The sequence below is a fragment of the Nocardia sp. NPDC024068 genome (genome assembly GCF_040638875.1).
Classification (GTDB): Bacteria; Actinomycetota; Actinomycetes; order Mycobacteriales; family Mycobacteriaceae; genus Nocardia.
In genome coordinates, this window is the sequence record NZ_JBEZYU010000005.1 from 115,650 (window position 1) to 133,753 (window position 18,104).

Genomic DNA, 18,104 nt, shown 5'->3' on the forward strand with positions numbered 1-18,104 from the left:
CCGGACCGCCGGCGTTCATCGTCTCGTTCACAGTTGTTCGTTCCTGCCTCGGCTGCGCTCGCTTATCGATGAGCCATCAGGGATTTCACCGATATGGGCCGACGTGACCGTCGGGAATTACGGTACCGTGTCGACAGAGATTGCGGTCGAGAGCGCGATGGAGTCCCCAGTGCCAGCACAGCTGACCACCCGTGCCCAGGTGAACGGGTACCGTTTCCTGCTTCGCCGTCTCGACCACGCCCTGGTGCGTCGCGATGTCCGCATGCTGCACGATCCGATGCGCTCCCAGATCCGGTCCCTGCTGGTCGGTTTGGTGCTGGGCATCCTGATCATCGCCGGTTGCGCGATTCTGGCGCTGCTGCGCCCGCAGGGTGCGATCGGTGACGCGCTCATCGTCTCCGGGAAATCGAGCGGGGCGCTGTATGTGGTCGTGAAGAAGGACGACGGTAGCCAGACCCTGCATCCGGTGCTGAACCTCGCGTCCGCGCGATTGATCACGGGCAGCAATGCCGAACCGCATGCGGTGAAGGACGACAAACTGGGCGCGCTGCCGCGCGGCCCGCTGCTCGGTATTCCCGGCGCGCCGAGCGCGCTCCCGGGCTCGGCGCAGGGCGGCGATTCGCATTGGTCGCTGTGCGAGACCATCGAGTTGTCCGCGGGTGGCAGCGCGGCCTCGGCCGTCGGCGCGACCACGACGATCGTCGCGGGCCGTCCGGAACTCGGTGGCCGGGTCCGCGCCGGCGGACCCGCCGAAGCCCTGCTGGTGACCCGCGATGACAAGACCTACCTGACCTACGACGGCAAACGCGCCGAGGTCGACCCGAAGGATTCGGTCATCTCGCGCGCCCTCGACCTACCGGCCCATCGGCCCCGCCCGGTCGGTACCGGCTTCCTGGGCGCCACCGCACAGGTCCCCGCCCTGAAGGCGCCGGCGATCGACCGGGCCGGCGAGCCCGGACCCGGCCCACTGGCGCAGGTTCCGATCGGCGGGATCATTTCGGTCACCGGAGTGCACGGCAGTACCGATCCCGAGATGTATGTGGTGCTTGCCGACGGCGTGCAACCCGTTTCGCCCTTCGCCGCCGAGGTGATCCGCTACGCCGACTCGCAGGATATGAGCGAGGTGAAGGTGATGCCGCCCGACGCGCTCGATGGGGTTGCCGTCGTGCACCGGCTGCCCATCGACGATTTCCCGGCAGCGATTCCGGAGATCGTCGACGCCGAGGACGCGCCGGTCACCTGTGTCGCCTGGGCGAAGTCACCGGGTACCGCCCCGGTGGAGGAAGGCGCCGGCGAGGGGCCGGAACAGCGCGCCTCGGTGGGACTGCTGCTCGGCACCACACTGCCGATTCCGGAGTCGGCGAAACCCGTGCGGCTGGCCACCGGCGACGGCAGCGGAGACCGCGTCGACGAGGTCTATCTCGATCCGGCGCACGGCGAATACGTCCAGATCACCGGGATGGAACCGGGTAGCCCGCGCCGGGGCAGCCTGTTCTACGTGGCCGATAACGGGGTCCGCTACGGCGTCCCCGATCCCGCCACCGCGAACGTTCTGGGGTTGGGCAAGACCCCGCATCTGGCGCCCTGGGCGATTATCGGTCAGCTGGTGCCCGGGCCGACACTGGAACCGCGCACGGCCCTGGTGAGTCACGATTCGCTGACCGAAGGCTGAGCCCGGCCCCAGGGCCGGGCAGCGGCTGCCATCGAGCCGAACCTAGTCGACCTCGGTCCACCCGATGTTCAGCGAGGCCAGGATGGTGGCCAGCGCGAGCCGCATATCCGGTTCCTCGATACGCCGGAGGGCCGATTCGTCGATATCGGCGAGATCCAGCGATTCGTCGTTGGCCAGCCGGAATTCGCGCTCCTCCTCGGCCGCCTCGATGACGTTGCGGATGAAGCGGCCGTTGCCCGCGAGATCGACACCGCGGCGCGCCTGCCCGCTCTGGTCGGTGCTCTCCATGGCGTAGAGCCGATCGCAGGCCTGGACCAGGACCTTGAGCGCTTCGTCGGCGAGATCGGAATCCCGCTTCGTCGCGATCACCTCGCCGATACGACCGAGTTCGGTCGCGCTGTAGGACGGGAACTGCAGGCGTTTGGAGAAGCGGGAGGCCAGACCGTCGTTCGCGGCCAGCAGCCGGTCGATCTCGCCGTCGTAGCCGGCGATGATCACGACCAGGCGGTCGCGGTCGTTCTCCATCCGGGCCAGCAGCGTATCGACCGCTTCACGGCCGAACGCGTCGCCGCCGGAGAGTCCGGTCTGGATCAGGGTGTAGGCCTCGTCGATGAAGAGCACGCCGTCCATGGCGCTGTCGATGAGTTTGTTGGTTTTGATGGCGGTGCTGCCCAGATGCTGGCCGACGAAATCGGCGCGCTTGGCCTCGATCATCTTCTCGGTCTGTAGCAGTCCGAGACCGCAGTAGATCTTGGCGACCACACGCGCGATGGTGGTCTTACCCGTCCCCGGCGGACCGGTGAAGACCAGATGCTGGCCGCGCGGCACACTGGCCATCCCCTTCTCGGCGCGGATCTTGGCGAGCTGGGCGGTCGACTGCAGTTTGGCGACCTGGTTCTTCACCGAGGCCAGGCCGATCTGGGAATCCAGTTCCGCGCGGGCCTCGGCCAAGGTCTCCTTGGCGCGGTCGGCGACCTCGGCCCGGTTCATCTGCTCCATCGTCGGGGAGGAGGCGGGATCCCATTTATCGGTGCGGGCGGCGATGACCTCACCGTTGGTGATCGTGATCCGGTAGGTCCGGTCGCGCATCGCCGAGGAATTGGCCACGAAATCGGGTGCCTGCGAATACACCTTCTCGAAGAGTGCCTGCGCCTCCTCCTCGTTCCCGGTTTCGCGCAGGCAGAGGCCGCGGCAGAACATGGCGGTCGAACGTGCGGCCGGGATCGGGCCCGTTTCGGCGGCCTGCATCCGGCGAATCGATTCGGCGAACAGGCCCAGCTGAGCGCAGGCCGTCCCGACCATGACATGCGCGCCCGCGGCGAGGTACGGATCGTCCCAGTCTGCGGAACCGGCCAGCACCGACATGACATCCGGCCAGCGCTGGGTGGTGTAGTGCAGCACACCGCGCACATAGGCGGCTATCCGGTTGTCGGCCGTATGTTCGGCGTCGGCGGCCTGCCGGCTCCGATGGAACTCGTCCAACTGGTCCAGCACCCGTTCGGCTTCGCCGAAATCCTTGTCTCCGATGAGCTGCGCGGCCCAGGCCAGCGAGATCTCGCTCTTCCCCGACAGCGGGTAGTCGATGTAGAGGCCCGGCTGGAAGCGGCCGGCGAGCTCCCGGGGCCGCAGGCCCACCCGCCGTTGTTCGCGGTAGAGCGTGCCGTCGCAGGTCTTGTGCAGATTGAAGAGCACCTCTTTGGTGAGCTCACCGGCCGCGGCCCGGCCCAGCCAGGCATCGCACATGCCCGGGTCCCACTCGGTCGCGCGCTGGAAGGCCAGCTTGGCGTACTCGAGATCCCGGGTCGACTCCTGTCCTTCGATGGACAGACCGAGCGAGAGAACTCCGGCGTCGAATGCGCGTTGAGCTTGGCGGTTGCCGGTCATTGCAGTCGCTCCCCGAATTCTTGTATAGGCGTGAAGAGAACGTTTATCTGGATACCAGACTACCGATCGCGCGCGCCCCGGCGCTCCGTTACATTAGGTTCAGTTGCCGGGAGGACGCAACGTGAAGTCATCCAGCCGAGAGTGCCCGACCAGTGCCGAAGTTGCTCATACCGAACATGTTCCGCGGCGCGGCGTCGACCGGAATGCGAAATATGGATGGCAGATAAATGAATTGTCAATGGCTGAGGCGTAAATTGTTGATCGGTTTGTGGGTGGGGAGATGAGTACAGTGGTCGAAGCGCCGAGCGCCACCCGCGCGCAGGAGCCGGAACTGAGCAGGGTTTCGGTCATCGGGGGCAATACTCAGGTCGATGTGGGGCTGCCGGCCACGGTGCCGATCGCGAGCTTCATCGGCGACCTGGTGGCTCTCATCGAATCGCGGAACCCGGCTACGCCGGAATCCGAGGAGGATTCGGCCCCACTCGGCGCCCAGCACTGGACGCTGGCCAGGCTCGGGCGCGAGGCGATCGCGCCGAGCCGCACGCTCAACGAGGCCGAGGTCTACGACGGTGAACTCCTGGTGCTGCGCTCGGTCAGCGCCAAGGAGGCGCCGGCGCTGTTCGACGATGTGATCGATGCGGTATCCCGGCTCACCGCGGAGGAATTCACCGGCTGGTCCGAAACCGCGGCGCGCTGGATGGGACTGGTCGCCTCGGCGCTCACCGTACTCACCACCCTGGTCGTGCTGGTCTTCGCCCGGGGTAACGGCGACCCGCTGCTGCCCGGTGTGGTGCTGCTGGCCTGCGGGGTGGCGGCACTGGTCGCCGCGGGGATCACCGCGCGGCGGTACCGCGACGAACTCACCGCCTCGTGGTTGTCCGCGGACGGGCTGATGCTGCTGTTCGGCGGTGCCGCGCTGGTGGTACCGGGCACCCTGGGCAGTCCGCACCTGCTGCTGGGCAGTTCGGTCGTGCTGGTGGCCGCGGTCCTGGGTCACCGGCTCACCGGCGTCGGCACCACATTGTTCTCCGGCGCGGCGGCGGCCGCGCTGATTGCCCTGGTCACGTCGGTGATCTACCTGATCTGGCATCCGGGGCTGCCCAAGGTCGGCGCCGGGCTCCTGGTCGTGGGGATCATGCTGCTGTCGTCAGTGCCGCGGCTGGCGGCACTCCTGGCCCGGCTGCCGGTTCCGCCGGTACCGACCGCCGGCGCCGCGATCGATCCCGCCGATCACGAGCCGCGGCCGACCATCGAGGGCATCGGCGCCATCGGCGCGACCGCGTTGCCGTCGGCGGCGGGACTCGGTGAACGGGCGCGCGCGGCGAACCGGTTCCAGACCGGCCTCATCGCCGCGTGCGCCGCGAGCGCGGTCATCGGGGCGTTCGGGGTCGCCGATCCGCTGGGTCCCTACCGGTGGCAGGGGATCACCCTGGCGGTGATCACCGCGATCATCCTCGCGCTGCGCGGCCGGTCGTTCGCCGATATCGGGCAGGCGGCCGCCCTGATCGGCGGCGCCTGCCTCATCTTCGTCTCGCTGATCGTCGGATTGTCCTTCGGAGACGAAGATCTCGTCCTGCTCTGTGCCGGAATCCTGCTCGCGTTCACCCTCGGGGTGATCGTCTTCGGGGTGGTCGGCACGCATCTCGAAGTGACCCCGGTGGTACGGCGCGGGATCGAGCTTTTCGAGTACGGGCTCATCATGGCGGTGATCCCGCTGGTGCTCTGGATGATGGGGATCTACGGCATGGCCAGGAACCTGAGTATATGAGTTCGCGGCCCCTGCGCCGTGGGCTGCGGCGAATCACCTGCGCCGTCACCGCGCTCGGTGCGGGTGCGGTGCTGGCGATCGCACCCGCGGCGGCTGTTCCACCGCCCGGGGTCGACCCGGGCGCGCTCGGCGCCGCACTGGCGATCAGCGGGCGGCCTGCGCCGCTGGAACCCACCGAACAGAGCGCCGTCTGTGCCGAACCACTGCTCAACGGTGCGCCGCCGAGCGCGCCCCCGATGTCGCAGCAGGTGTTGGATCTGCCGGCGGCCTGGCAGTTCGGCCGGGGTGCCGGGCAGAAGGTCGCGGTGATCGATACCGGGGTGAACCGCCATCCGCGGCTGCCGCGGCTACAAGCGGGCGGGGACTACGTTTCCGATACCGACGGAACGGTCGACTGCGACGGGCACGGCACCCTGGTCGCCGGCATCATCGGTGCCCAGCCGAGTCCGGACGACGCCTTCGTCGGCGTCGCCCCCGACGCCGAGATTCTGACCATCCGCCAGCTGAGCCTGGCGTACGAGAAGAAGGACAACAACAACCGCGATGCCCCCGGCAAGATCAGCCCCGAGGGTTACGGCAGTGTGCTGACCCTCGCGGGGGCGGTGGTCCGGGCCGTGGACATGGGCGCCACGGTGATCAACATCTCCGAGGTCGCCTGTACCCAGGCCGGTCTCGACACCGCCGACGGCGCGCTGGGCGCCGCGGTCAAATACGCCTACGACCGGAACGTGGTGGTCGTCGCCGCGGCGGGCAACCTGCAGAGCGACGGTGCCTGTAAGGATCAGAACTCCGGATCGGGCTGGGAGTCGGTGGCCACCGTCGCCAGCCCGGCGTGGTTCTCGCCGTACGTCCTCGCGGTCGGCTCGGTGGACCCGACCGGCCAGGTCTCCGAGCTGTCGCTGCACGGTCCATGGGTCCAGGTCGCCGCCATCGGCCGCGAGATCGTGTCGCTGGACAGCAAACCCGGCGGCACGGGGCTGGTGGACGGCGTCCAGACCAGCGACGGTATCCGCTCGGTGGAGGGCACGAGTTTCGCCGCGCCCTATGTGGCGGGCCTGGCGGCGCTGGTCCGTTCGCGTTTCCCCCAACTCACCGCCGGACAGGTGATGGACCGGATCACCCGGACCGCGCACGGCCCGGGCACCGGCCGCGACGACCGGATCGGTCACGGCCTGATCGATCCGCTGGCCGCTCTCACCGCCGAACTCCCGGCCGAGCCGGTCGCGGTCGGTGCGGCGGACGCCGCCCCGATCGCGGCGCCGGTGTATCCGCCGGGGCCCGATCGGCGGCAGCGCTGGATCGCGATCACCGGCTCCGCGCTGTGCCTGTCCGGGCTGGCCCTGGGCGCCGCGCTGGCCTATCCGTTCCGCCGCCCGCGTCGTGAACTGGATCTGGAATTGGACCCCTAGCGTCCCGGTACCGCCCGCACGCCGCCGATCGAAGAAGGAACCATGGCTACCGAAGGCTTTGTCCGCCGGCCCCGGATCGCACCGCCGCGCGCTCCCGGCGGGGAGGTTGCGCTGACGGCGCCACCCGAGGTACCGCGGGCCATCCCGGCGCCGCTGATGATGAAGATCATGCCGGTGGTGATGGTGATCGCCGTGATCGGCATGATCGCCATGATGGCGATGATGGGCCGCAATATGCTGGCCAATCCGTTCATGATGATGTTCCCGATGATGATGATCATGTCGATGGTCGGCATGATGGCCGGGTACCGCGGCGGCGGGGGTAAACGCGCGGTCGAGTTGAACGAGGAACGCAAGGACTACTTCCGGTACCTCGACCAGGTACGTCGCGATGTGCGTCGTACCGGTGGCAAACAACTCGAATCGCTGGGCTGGAGCCATCCCGAGCCCGCCGACCTGTCCTCGCTCATCGGTACCCGCCGGATGTGGGAACGCCGCCCCAACGACCCCGACTTCGGGCATGTGCGGGTCGGGGAGGGCAGTCACCGGCTGGCCACCAAACTGGCCCGGCCGGAGACGGGTCCGCTGGAGGATCTGGAACCGGTGTCGACCGTGGCGCTGCGCCGGTTCGTACGGACGCATTCGGTGGTGCACCGGTTGCCGACCGCGGTCTCGTTGCGCGCGTTCCCGGCCATCAACATCGGCGGCGATCCGGACGAGGCGCGGACCCTGGTGCGCTCGATGATCATGGAGCTGGCGACCTTCCACGGTCCGGATCATCTGTCCGTCGCCGTGGTCTGCAGCGATCCCGACTCACCGGTGTGGTCGTGGGCGAAATGGCTGCCCCACCTGCAGCACGTCGTCCAGCGCGACGGTATGGGCTCGGTGCGGATGATGTACCAGTCGCTGGGGGAGCTGGAGACGGCGCTGTCGGGTGAGTTGCTGGAACGCGGCCGGTTCATGCGTAACCCGCAACCCACTCAGGGCCGGGTACATCTGGTGATCGTCATCGACGACGGTTACGTCAACGGCAACGAGCGCCTGGTGGCCGAATCCGGCCTGGACTCGGTGACCGTCCTGGATCTGACGGCCCCGGAGAACGGACTGGCAGCCCGCCGTGGCCTGCAGCTCGTCTGCTCGAACGGCGAGGTATCGGCCAAAAGTGCCGCCGGGGTGGAGCGATTCGCGACCGCCGATGCGGTGGGTATCGCGGAGGCGGAAGCGTTCGCCCGTGCCCTCGCCCGGTACCGGCTCGCCACCGCGGCGCAGATCGTGAGCCTGGGGGAGGGCACCACCTCCGATCCGGGGCTGATGGCCCTGCTCAAGATCCCCGACGCCGCTCAGATCGATCCGGCCCGGGTCTGGCGCCCGCGGACCGCCCGGGAAAGGCTGCGGGTGCCGATCGGAATCACGCCGGACGGGTCGCCGGTGGAGATCGATATCAAGGAGTCGGCGGAGAACGGTATGGGCCCGCACGGCCTGTGCATCGGCGCGACCGGTTCGGGAAAGTCGGAATTCCTTCGTACCCTGGTTCTTTCACTGGTCACCACCCATTCACCGGATGCGTTGAACCTGGTGCTGGTCGACTTCAAGGGCGGTGCGACATTCCTCGGTCTCGATCCGCTGCCCCATGTCGCGGCGGTGATCACCAACCTGGAGGACGAGCTCTCGCTGGTCGACCGCATGAAGGACGCGCTGGCCGGTGAGATGAACCGCCGTCAGGAGCTGCTGCGCTCGGCCGGTAACTACGCCAACGTCAACGACTACGAGAAGGCGCGGGCCGCCGGTGTCCCGCTGGATCCGTTGCCCGCCCTGTTCGTCGTGGTGGACGAGTTCTCCGAACTGCTGTCGCAGAAACCGGATTTCGCGGAACTGTTCGTGATGATCGGCCGGCTCGGCCGGTCGCTGCACGTTCATCTGCTGCTCGCCTCGCAGCGGCTGGAGGAGAACAAGCTGCGCGGTCTGGAGTCGCATCTGTCCTACCGGATCGGTTTGCGGACGTTCTCCGCCAACGAATCCCGCGCGGTACTGGGTATCACCGATGCCTATCATCTGCCGAGCGTGCCCGGTTCCGGCTACTTGAAGAGCGACGCATCGGATCCGTTGCGGTTCAACGCCAGTTATGTGTCCGGGTCCTACGAGGCGCCGCAGGGCACCGACACCGAGGACGGCAGCCCGATCGCCCGGCAGCGGCCGGCGCTGTTCACCGCCGCACCGGTGGATATCCCCGAATCGGCCGATACCGAGGACAACGAACCGGAGGAGGCCGCCGCCGCCCTCAACCCGCTGCTCGAACTCCCGCCGCCGCCGGCGTCGGTGGCCGCGGCGGCGCACCTCGACGGCGAGGGGGTGCCGGATTCACTGCTCGACGTGGTGGTGAAGCGACTCACCGGACACGGCAGGCCGGCGCACGAGGTCTGGTTGCCGCCGTTGGAGGAATCGCCGACAGTCGATATGTTGCTACCGGAACCGGATTGGCGCTCCCCGGTCAACCGGCACGGCCAGCTGTGGATGCCGATCGGTGTGATCGACAAACCGTACGAGCAGCGTCGCGATGTGCTCACCATCAACCTGGCCGGCGCGCAGGGCCATGTCGCGGTGGTGGGCGGTCCGCAGTCCGGTAAGTCGACCGCGCTGCGCGCGATCATCATGGCCGCCGCCGCCACCCATACTCCCGAACAGGTGCAGGTCTTCTGCCTCGATTTCGGTGGCGGCAGTATGGCCGGTCTGGTGGGAATGCCGCATGTCGGTTCGGTGGCCGGCCGTCTCGACGGCGACCGGGTGCGCCGGACCATCGCCGAACTCACCACCCTGATGCGCCAGCGTGAGGAACGTTTCGCCCAGCAGGGCATCGAGTCGATGGCCGAGTACCGGCGCCGCAAATTCGCCGCGTTGCAGCAGGGCATCGCCGATCCCTTTCCCGAGGACCCCTTCGGTGATGTGTTCCTGGTGATCGACGGCTGGATGGCGATCCGGGAGGAGTTCGAAGTCCTCGAAGGGCAGATCAACGCCATGGCCGGACAGGGTCTTTCGTTCGGCATCCATCTCCTGATAGGCGCCTCGCGCTGGGCCGAGATCCGGCCGGTGGTCAAGGACCAGATCGGAACCCGGATCGAATTGCGGCTGGGCGACCCGACGGATTCGGAGATGGGCCGCCGGGTTGCGCACCAGGTGCCGATGGGCCGGCCCGGACGCGGCCTCACCGCCGACCACCTGCATATGCTCATCGCGCTGCCCCGCCTGGATTCGAACTCGAATCCAGGCGATCTGGCCGAGGGGGTTTCGCGGGCCCGCACCGAGCTGGTGCAGCTGTACCCGAACCGGCGCGCGCCCGAGGTCCGGATGCTCCCGCTGAAGTTCGAGCGGGTGGATCTGCTGGAGCAGGCACGGGCCCGGGGGATCGAGACGAGCGCCACCAAGGTGGTGATCGGTCTCGGGGAATCCGAATTGCAGCCACTGGTCATGGATTTCAACGCCGAACCGCATTTCATGGCGTTCGCCGATGTCGAAAGCGGCAAGACCACGCTGTTACGCAATATCGTCATGGGTATCACCGAGAACTCGACCTCCGAGCAGGCACGCGTGATCATGGTGGACTACCGCCGGACCATGCTCGGGGTACTCGAGGGCGATCAGCTCGCCGGCTACTCCACGTCGTCGCAGACCTGTGCGCCGATGATCAAGGAAGTCGCGTCGTACCTGGCCAAGCGCATCCCCGGATCGGATATCACGCCCCAGCAGCTGCGGGAACGCAGCTGGTGGACCGGACCGGAGATCTATATCGTCGTCGACGACTACGATATGGTCGCCGCCGGCAGCGCCAATCCGTTCCAGCCGTTGCTCGAATTCCTGCCGCAGGCGCGCGATATCGGTATGCATCTGGTGGTGGCGCGGCGGATCGGCGGTGTATCGCGGGCGCTCTTCGACCCGATTCTGGGGACCATGAAGAACATGTCGGTGGAGACGTTGATCATGAGCGGCTCCAAGGACGAGGGCAAACTCATCGGCGATGTCCGTCCCACCAAACTACCGCCGGGCCGCGGCACCCTGGTTTCCCGCAGCCGCGGGATCGAGATGGTGCATATCGCGCATCTGGATCCGCTGTGAAACCCCGGCCGCCGCGATTCCGGACCGCGGCGGCCGCAGAGGTCAGCCGAATACAGGCAGGACGACCGGGTAGCGGGCCAGCGGGGTCATCGGGAAGGCGGACGGCCGCGCGCCGAGCAGATCGCCGTCGAGTAGCCAGCTCTTGATAGGACGTTCGAACAGTGCGCATGACGGGCTGGGGCTGTCGGGGGCGGCGACCCGGACGAACCGGAACCCGGCGCGCCGATAGTAGGTGTGCAGGTCGTCGTTCGAGGTCCACGCGTCCAGCCGGACCCAGTCGCGTTCGTAGGTCCGGGCCAGCGCGGCCGCGTGGGCCAGTAGTCGCTGTCCCACTCCGTACCCGGCGAAGCGCAGGTCGACGATCAGATAGTGCACGATCAGCGAATTCGCCAGTTCGGCACTGCTCCACAACTCCCGGTCGGCGCGATCGTTGACGGTGATCGTGCCCGCGGGTTCGCCGTCGACCTCGGCAATCCAGGTCTCGCCGGCAGTCAGTGCCCGGCAGACGACACGGGAGAAGTAGTCGATCGATAGTCCGGATGCCTCGGTGGACCACTGGTCGGAGCCGCGAGCGGCGAGCCAGGTTGCGCGTTGCAGCCGCAGGCGGCAGATCAGGTCCAAGTCATCGAGAGCGGCCGGCCGAATCAGCACGGTCATGAGCTAGAACCATATCCCAGACCGATCGGTCTGATCCAGCACGCCACGGATGACCGCGGTTCCGGCCGCATCGCCCAGTTCGTAGGCGAGGCGATTGCTGGCTGCGGTGGACCGGTGCCGGGTGACCCGGGTGATCCGTTCGTGATTGGCGCCGATGCGCAGATGATCGAGCAGGACGGTGCCGATCGCGATCCCGAGAACCGAGGCTTCCTCCGACGCGGCGGGTCGCGCGACGAGGGTGTCGCGGTGCGCGGTCTCGCCGTGACCGCGTTCGGCCAGCCGGCGTGTCGTGCCCTCGGCGATATCGTGGGGCGAATCGATACCGGTGGCCTCCGCGAGATCTCGTGGATAGAAGCTCACCTCCCACGACCACGGCTCGTTGTCCAGGAACTGCAGCACGGTCCGGGCCAGCACCCACGAGTCCACCGGAATCCCCAGCCAGCGCGCGACCTGCTGGTTCGCCGGTTCCATCCGGGCGTTGAACTCCTTGGTCGGGATACGGCCGGCGGCGCGCGCTATCTCCTCGAAGATATCGTGGGTCGCGCGCGGCCGATCGGGGCGGATGTGATCGGTGATGACGGATTCCAGCACTTCCTGGCTGCGCACGATGGTGCCCCGGGAGGTAGCCGTATAGACAAGATTCTCGGTGACCAACAGCTGGATCGCATTACGCGCGGTGGTGAGTGAAACCTGCATCTGCTCGGCGAGTTCCGCGTGACTGGGCAGGCGATCCCCTGGTCGCCAGGTGCCTGCGCGTATCTCCTCGCGGAGGTGGTCCGCGATCCGCCGATACGTCGGACCGTCCGCCATCGTGCTCCTCGGGTGGTCTCCAGGTAACGAAGTGTACGCTTTTCGTGTCGTGGGGGGCCTGTATCGCTTGACAGAGGACTTCTGCGGTTTATTGTAATGAACGTACTGACCCGGTGTTGTGCGGCGATGAACGGCGAGGCAACCGTGACAGGTTCGGATACAACAGTCGTAATGGCTCTTCCCAGTGCCCCGAGGGGCGCTGATCCTTTGGCGCAGAGCGGGTCTCCCGGTCCGCTACCGAACTCCGACCTATTGGTGCGAGCCGCGCGCGGGCATCGGGTGGTCGGGGGTCAGCTGCTCTGGTACGCCCGTGATCTGGCAGTCCTCCACGAGCGCAGACTGGTCGGGCGCGGCGGGTCGATCGTCACCGATCCCGATCGTCTGGTCGAGATCGACCGGCGCCGGATGGAATTGGTGCTCGCGATCGACGACTGGGTGGGACGCAATGTCGCCCAGCATCGGCTGGGGGTCACCCTGCATACCGAGACCATCGGCGCGATCATCGACCGGATGGCCGAATCGGCCGTCCGCGCCCATCACGCGCTGATGACGCTGGACGCGGATGACGAACTGCTGCACGGCGCCTGGCATCATCTCGCCGAACTGGCCGATGCCTACGACGCGCTGGTGGGCGACGTCCTGGCCGGTAGGCGACGACTGCCGGAGTGGTGAGAGCCGCGGCGGGGTCGCCCGCCGCGGTCACTCCCGCCGCCGGGCCGTCAGCCCTGCGGTGACCGGTAGCTCTGCGTGAAATCGTCGGCCACCGTGGCCGCCAGTTCCACGTAGGCGCGTTTGGTCTCCTTCTTCAGCCGCGGCAGATCGATCTCCGCGCCCTCGGACATATGCGGGTCGAACGGGACCATATGCACGGCCCGGCAGCGGGACAGGAAGTACTGCCGCAACTGCTGCACGTCGATATTCGGGGTGCCGTCGCGCGGAGAGTTGATCACCACGACCGCGTTCTGCACCAGGTGGTGGTACCCGTGCAGCGACAGCCAATCCAGCGTGGCCGAGGCGCTCTGCGCGCCGTCGATCGCCGTCGGGGAGATCAGCACCAGCGAATGCGCCAGTTGCAGCACACCGGCCATCGCCGAATGCATCAGACCGGTACCGCAGTCGGTCAGGATGATGTTGTAGAAGCGCTGCAGGATCCGGGCCACGGCCCGGTACTCGTCCTCGTTGAACGCCTCCGAGGCGGCCGGATCCCGTTCGCTGGCCAGCACTTCCAGTCGGCTGGTCGCCTGGGAGGTATGCCGCCGGACATCGGAGTAGCGCTGGATCGCCGGATCGAGCAGCAGATCTCGCACGGTCGAACGGGTCTGCATGGGCACCCGCTGCGAGAGCGTGCCGAAGTCCGGGTTGGCGTCCACCGCGATCACGCGATCGCCGCGGACGGAGGCGAACGTCGAGCCCAGGCCGATCGTCGTCGTGGTCTTGCCGACGCCGCCCTTCAACGAGAGCACCGCGATGCGGTAGTCGCCGCGTACCGGCTGGCGGATGCGGGCCACCAGTTCCAGCATGCGCCGCTCCTCGGCGGACATGCCCGGGTTGATCCGGCCGCCGGATGCGTGGTGAACCACCTTGCGCCAGCCCTGACCGGCCGGTTTCTTCGCACGTCGCACCGCGACGTCGTCGAGTGACGGCCCGCCGGCACCGGGCCCGCCGAGCTGACCTGGATGCTGTTGTTGCTGCTGCCATTGCGCGGCCGGCGGCATACCCTGCGCGTTCGGCGGCATACCGCCGTGCTGCGGACCGGGTGCGGGGTTCTGCCACTGCGGGGGCGGCGGGGTGTTCGGATACGGGGTGGGAGCGGGACCGGGCCTACCGGTCTGCGGGCCGGGACCGGGATGGCCGGTTTGTGGGACGGGACCGGATTGGCCGGTTTGTGGACCGGGAGCGCGGTGGCCGGTCTGCGGGCCGTAGTGCTGCGGCGGGGCCGGTGGGCCGGGGCGCGACTGCTGCTGTGGTCCGGGAGCGGGGGTCTGTTCGGGTGTACGCCAGTGGGGCCCGGGTGCGTTGTCGCCGGTCGACGGGGCGGGGGGCTCCGGCGCCTGCCAGGTCTGGGACGGGGCGCCGTGGTCGGCCGGGTGGGGACGGCTCTCGGGCGTGGGCGCTCGTGAACTCTCGGGTGCGGGCGCCCGCATGGCGCCGCCGGTGGATTCGGCCGGAGCGTCGTGCCCGGTATCGGGGCGCGCCCGGACCTCCGGCTCGGCCTGGCCGTGCCGTGGTGCCGGCGGCGGGGCGGGCGCGGGTATCTCGGCCCACCGAGATTGCGGTATCGGGCCGGAATCGGCGGGAGCCGGATCGGCGCCACTCGTCGCCGCGACACCGTTCGCTCCCGAGTTCGCGGATTCCGGAGACTGCGCGGGTTCCGTGGTGCCGCCGGTTCGAGGCGGTTCGGCGGGCGTGGGCGCCGGATCGGGCAACCGCTGGAACGGTTGCTGACCGATGGTCGCGGGCGGGTCCGGCAGCGGCGGCGGTGGCGGGAGGCCGGGGCGTGCGGGCGCACTCTCCGGAGCCCGCTCCGGCCCCTCGGACCGGCCGGCGTTGCCGGAGGTATCCGGTCGCCGCGCGTTCTCCGGGGGAATGGGATGGTGCGGACGCAGGCGGTCGAACTCCGGCGCCGGTTCACTCGGGTCGCGGACCGGCAGGCTCGACGCGGGAGCCTGGAAGGATGCCTGAGCGGCCGTGGCCTGGAAAGACGCGTGCTCGGGCGGGGCCTGGAAAGACGCCTCATCGGGCGGGGCCTGGAAAGAAGCTTGCTCGGGCGGGGCCTGGAACGGTGGTTGCTGCTGCCCGGCGTCGAAGCGTGGCTGCCCGGATTCGAAGGACGGCGGTGCCGGGTGCGTATCCCGTGGCCGTTCGGGAGCGGGGGCCGGATAACCGGTCTCTGCGCCCGGGCCCCACTGCGGTGCGGACTCCGGGGCACGGTGCGGGTCGCCGGTGGTGGGATACGACGGGGGCGGCCCGGCCTGCTGGGGTGCCGGCCGGAGGAGCCCGGCGGACGGGTCGGCCTCCGGGGGTGGTGCGGGCTGGTCGGCGGGGGCCTGGGTCGCCCACTCGTGCTGGCCGGTCTGCTCGGCCCAGTCGTTGCGCTGCGAGGGCCGGGGGCCGTTGTTGCCGGGCAGCAGCGGCCCGACCCGATCCTCGAGGGAGGGTTCGCCCCGGTCCTTGTTACGGAACCAGCCCTTACCCTTTTTCTTGTCGCCGTCGGCGGCACGCTCGTCGCCGCGGCCACGGCGGTTGAAGAAACCGTTCGCGGGTTCGGGGGTTTCCGGGATCACCTCGTCCTGCGGGAGGTTCTCTACCGGCGGCGGCTCGTAGTTACGGAAATTCCCCTGCGCGGACTCGGCGACCTCGGTATCGGCCAGCCAAGGCGGCAGCATGGGGAGGCCGTCGTTGCTGCGGCTCACCGGTCCCCTCCTGATGGTCGACCTCGGACAGCGTCAGTTTACGCGACAAGTCCCGTTCCACCCGGGGCCGGGGAGCCACCACCGGCGTCCACGACGCACGGGCCCGGGTACCCCTTTTTGCCCGATCTCATACCTACCGGTAAGCTGGCCGAGCGGTGTATCAAAGCGCCGCCTGTTCGCGTGCGATCGGTTGTGGTGATCGGCAGCTGTGACGGTCACCGTAGCGCAGTGTGGGCCGCTACGCGGCTCGAACTCGAGCGCTCCGGCCGGGGCATCGAGCAGTACCAGGCAATCAGACCAGGTTGAGTGTAACCGGGATCGCGGAGGATATGGCGAAGAAAGACGGGGCCATCGAGGTCGAGGGGCGGGTTGTCGAGCCGTTGCCGAATGCGATGTTCCGGATCGAGCTCGAGAACGGGCACAAGGTCCTCGCGCATATCAGCGGCAAGATGCGCCAGCACTACATCCGCATCCTGCCGGAGGACCGGGTCGTCGTCGAGCTGTCACCGTACGACCTGTCCCGCGGTCGGATCGTCTACCGCTACAAGTGAACGAGCGGGCCCCGGTTCGCTCACCCAGATTTCCCCGGTCGTACCCGGCCGGGGTCAACTGTGTCCACACCCCCGGTGTGGGCCGCAACGAAAGATTGGACGGACGTGAAGGTTCAGCCGAGCGTCAAGAAGATCTGCGAGAAGTGCAAGGTGATCCGGCGTAACGGCCGGGTCATGGTGATCTGCGACAACCTGCGGCACAAGCAGCGGCAGGGCTGACACCCGCCGAGCACCGAACGTAGTTCGGATTGGCACGAGAAGAACTCCCAGCACCAGCCGCACACTGAGGATTTTTCCGGGGTGACCCGGAAGGTGTGCGCGCCCACCCCCGGTACGGAGGCCGGGGCCCCACCAGACGAGGGGACGGACAGGGAGCAGACCTCCGCAACAATTAAGGAAACTGCCAGATGGCACGTCTCATGGGCGTCGACCTCCCGCGCGAGAAGCGCATGGAGATCGCATTGACCTACATCTACGGCGTCGGTCGTACCCGCTCCAAGGAGATCCTGGCCGCGACGGGCGTGAGCCCCGACCTGCGCTCGAAGGATCTCACCGATGAGCAGGTCACGCAGCTGCGTGACTACATCGAGGGCTCGTCCCTCAAGGTCGAAGGTGACCTGCGTCGTGAGGTCCAGGCCGATATCCGACGCAAGATCGAAATCGGCTGCTACCAGGGCCTGCGGCACCGCCGCGGCCTCCCTGTGCACGGCCAGCGCACCAAGACCAACGCGCGCACCCGCAAGGGCCCGAAGCGCACCGTCGCCGGTAAGAAGAAGTAGGGGATAAGCGATGCCTCCGAAGTCCCGGGCCTCCGGCCCGAAGAAGAGCCAGAAGTCGCGCCGCAGGGAAAAGAAGAACGTTCCCCACGGCCACGCGCATATCAAGAGCACGTTCAACAACACGATCGTGTCCATCACCGACCCCTCGGGCAACGTCATCTCCTGGGCGTCCTCGGGTCACGTCGGGTTCAAGGGTTCGCGCAAGTCGACCCCGTTCGCCGCGCAGCTGGCCGCCGAGAACGCGGCCCGCAAGGCGCAGGAGAACGGTGTGAAGAAGGTCGACGTGTTCGTCAAGGGCCCGGGTTCGGGCCGCGAGACCGCGATCCGTTCGCTGCAGGCCGCCGGCCTGGAAGTGGGCACCATCTCCGATGTCACTCCGCAGCCGCACAACGGCTGCCGTCCGCCCAAGCGGCGTCGCGTCTAAGCGGGAAGGAAGGTAGAGCACAATGGCCCGTTACACCGGACCCATCACCCGCAAATCGCGTCGCCTGCGCGTCGACCTGGTAGGCGGTGACCAGGCTTTCGAGCGTCGCCCCTACCCGCCCGGCCAGCACGGCCGCGCGCGGATCAAGGAGAGCGAGTACCTGCTCCAGCTGCAGGAGAAGCAGAAGGCCCGCTTCTCCTACGGCGTCATGGAGCGGCAGTTCCGCCGGTACTACGAAGAGGCCAACCGCCTCAAGGGCAAGACCGGTGACAACCTGCTGCGCCTGCTGGAGACCCGGCTGGACAACGTCGTGTACCGGGCCGGTCTGGCCCGTACCCGTCGTCAGGCCCGTCAGCTCGTCAGCCACGGCCACTTCCTGGTGAACAACAAGAAGGTCAACGTTCCTTCTTTCCAGGTCACCCAGTACGACATCATCGATGTCAAGGAGAAGTCGCTGCCGACCCTGCCGTTCCAGGTGGCGCGGGAGACCGTCGGTGACCGTCCGGTCCCCGGCTGGCTCCAGGTCATCCCGGGCCGGCTGCGCATCCTGGTGCATTCGATGCCGGAACGCGCGCAGATCGATGTGCCGCTGCAGGAACAGCTGATCGTCGAGTACTACTCGAAGTAACG

Annotated in this window: 14 protein-coding genes; 10 read left to right on the forward strand and 4 right to left on the reverse strand. The window is 68.1% G+C overall.

The annotated features are described in order from the left end of the window. Positions 1-169: 169 nt before the first annotated feature. On the forward strand, positions 170-1,672 hold the full coding sequence (gene eccB, locus AB0F41_RS08555; protein ID WP_357422138.1) for a type VII secretion protein EccB: 1,503 nt from the start codon (positions 170-172) through the stop codon (positions 1,670-1,672). A 42-nt stretch (positions 1,673-1,714) separates the two neighbouring features. Here eccB and eccA read toward each other — a convergent pair whose 3' ends face one another. Next, a complete protein-coding gene (gene eccA / locus AB0F41_RS08560; protein WP_357422139.1) occupies positions 1,715-3,556 on the reverse strand; it encodes a type VII secretion AAA-ATPase EccA in 1,842 nt (613 codons plus the stop codon). A 280-nt stretch (positions 3,557-3,836) separates the two neighbouring features. Here eccA and eccD point away from each other — a divergent pair, with 280 nt between their 5' ends. From eccD to eccCa, 3 genes are read left to right on the forward strand one after another with little or no spacing between them, the layout of a single operon-like run. Further along, the gene (gene eccD, locus AB0F41_RS08565; RefSeq protein WP_357422140.1) at positions 3,837-5,324 is read left to right on the forward strand and encodes a type VII secretion integral membrane protein EccD; all 1,488 of its coding nucleotides are present in this window, start codon (positions 3,837-3,839) and stop codon (positions 5,322-5,324) included. Beyond that, the gene (gene mycP / locus AB0F41_RS08570; protein ID WP_357422141.1) at positions 5,321-6,733 is read left to right on the forward strand and encodes a type VII secretion-associated serine protease mycosin; all 1,413 of its coding nucleotides are present in this window, start codon (positions 5,321-5,323) and stop codon (positions 6,731-6,733) included. Before eccD ends, mycP begins: the two co-directional genes overlap by 4 nt. A gap of 42 nt (positions 6,734-6,775) precedes the next feature. Continuing rightward, complete coding sequence (eccCa, locus tag AB0F41_RS08575) at positions 6,776-10,840, forward strand: type VII secretion protein EccCa (RefSeq protein WP_357422142.1); 4,065 nt, start codon at positions 6,776-6,778, stop codon at positions 10,838-10,840. Between the two features lie 42 nt (positions 10,841-10,882). On the opposite strand, the gene AB0F41_RS08580 is transcribed toward eccCa, so the two are convergent. Together AB0F41_RS08580 and AB0F41_RS08585 are read right to left on the reverse strand one after the other, a co-directional pair. Further along, positions 10,883-11,497 carry a GNAT family N-acetyltransferase gene (locus AB0F41_RS08580; protein ID WP_357422143.1) on the reverse strand — a complete coding sequence of 205 codons (615 nt, stop codon included), beginning with the start codon at positions 11,495-11,497 and terminating at the stop codon, positions 10,883-10,885. Positions 11,498-11,500: 3 nt separating this feature from the next. After that, entirely contained in the window at positions 11,501-12,307 is an 807-nt protein-coding gene (locus AB0F41_RS08585) for a GntR family transcriptional regulator (RefSeq protein ID WP_357422144.1), read from the reverse strand. Positions 12,308-12,562: 255 nt separating this feature from the next. On the opposite strand from AB0F41_RS08585, the gene AB0F41_RS08590 reads away from it, so the two are divergent. Next, complete coding sequence (locus AB0F41_RS08590) at positions 12,563-12,979, forward strand: DUF4254 domain-containing protein (protein ID WP_357422145.1); 417 nt, start codon at positions 12,563-12,565, stop codon at positions 12,977-12,979. Between the two features lie 47 nt (positions 12,980-13,026). On the opposite strand, the gene AB0F41_RS08595 is transcribed toward AB0F41_RS08590, so the two are convergent. Next, complete coding sequence (locus AB0F41_RS08595) at positions 13,027-15,720, reverse strand: AAA family ATPase (RefSeq protein ID WP_357422146.1); 2,694 nt, start codon at positions 15,718-15,720, stop codon at positions 13,027-13,029. A gap of 329 nt (positions 15,721-16,049) precedes the next feature. Between AB0F41_RS08595 and infA the strand changes: the two genes are divergently transcribed. The 5 genes from infA to rpsD all read left to right on the forward strand — a co-directional run bounded on the left by infA (position 16,050) and on the right by rpsD (position 18,102). After that, a complete protein-coding gene (infA, locus tag AB0F41_RS08600; RefSeq protein ID WP_003418601.1) occupies positions 16,050-16,271 on the forward strand; it encodes a translation initiation factor IF-1 in 222 nt (73 codons plus the stop codon). A gap of 105 nt (positions 16,272-16,376) precedes the next feature. Next, positions 16,377-16,490, forward strand: coding sequence for a 50S ribosomal protein L36 (rpmJ, locus tag AB0F41_RS08605; RefSeq protein ID WP_025347279.1), 114 nt, complete (start codon positions 16,377-16,379; stop codon positions 16,488-16,490). A 188-nt stretch (positions 16,491-16,678) separates the two neighbouring features. Beyond that, positions 16,679-17,050 carry a 30S ribosomal protein S13 gene (rpsM, locus tag AB0F41_RS08610; RefSeq protein ID WP_030522614.1) on the forward strand — a complete coding sequence of 124 codons (372 nt, stop codon included), beginning with the start codon at positions 16,679-16,681 and terminating at the stop codon, positions 17,048-17,050. A gap of 10 nt (positions 17,051-17,060) precedes the next feature. Next, a complete protein-coding gene (gene rpsK, locus AB0F41_RS08615; RefSeq protein WP_030522613.1) occupies positions 17,061-17,474 on the forward strand; it encodes a 30S ribosomal protein S11 in 414 nt (137 codons plus the stop codon). Between the two features lie 22 nt (positions 17,475-17,496). Then, positions 17,497-18,102 (forward strand): 30S ribosomal protein S4, encoded by a 606-nt coding sequence (rpsD, locus tag AB0F41_RS08620; protein WP_357422147.1) that lies wholly within the window; start codon positions 17,497-17,499, stop codon positions 18,100-18,102. Positions 18,103-18,104: the final 2 nt, after the last annotated feature.

Coding starts and splice junctions, on each gene's coding strand:
- eccA (WP_357422139.1), bottom strand. CDS start 3,556: ATGACCGGCAACCGCCAAGCTCAACGCGCATTCGACGCCGGAGTTCTC.
- eccD (WP_357422140.1), top strand. CDS start 3,837: ATGAGTACAGTGGTCGAAGCGCCGAGCGCCACCCGCGCGCAGGAGCCG.
- mycP (WP_357422141.1), top strand. CDS start 5,321: ATGAGTTCGCGGCCCCTGCGCCGTGGGCTGCGGCGAATCACCTGCGCC.
- eccCa (WP_357422142.1), top strand. CDS start 6,776: ATGGCTACCGAAGGCTTTGTCCGCCGGCCCCGGATCGCACCGCCGCGC.
- AB0F41_RS08580 (WP_357422143.1), bottom strand. CDS start 11,497: ATGACCGTGCTGATTCGGCCGGCCGCTCTCGATGACTTGGACCTGATC.
- AB0F41_RS08585 (WP_357422144.1), bottom strand. CDS start 12,307: ATGGCGGACGGTCCGACGTATCGGCGGATCGCGGACCACCTCCGCGAG.
- infA (WP_003418601.1), top strand. CDS start 16,050: ATGGCGAAGAAAGACGGGGCCATCGAGGTCGAGGGGCGGGTTGTCGAG.
- rpsM (WP_030522614.1), top strand. CDS start 16,679: ATGGCACGTCTCATGGGCGTCGACCTCCCGCGCGAGAAGCGCATGGAG.
- rpsK (WP_030522613.1), top strand. CDS start 17,061: ATGCCTCCGAAGTCCCGGGCCTCCGGCCCGAAGAAGAGCCAGAAGTCG.
- rpsD (WP_357422147.1), top strand. CDS start 17,497: ATGGCCCGTTACACCGGACCCATCACCCGCAAATCGCGTCGCCTGCGC.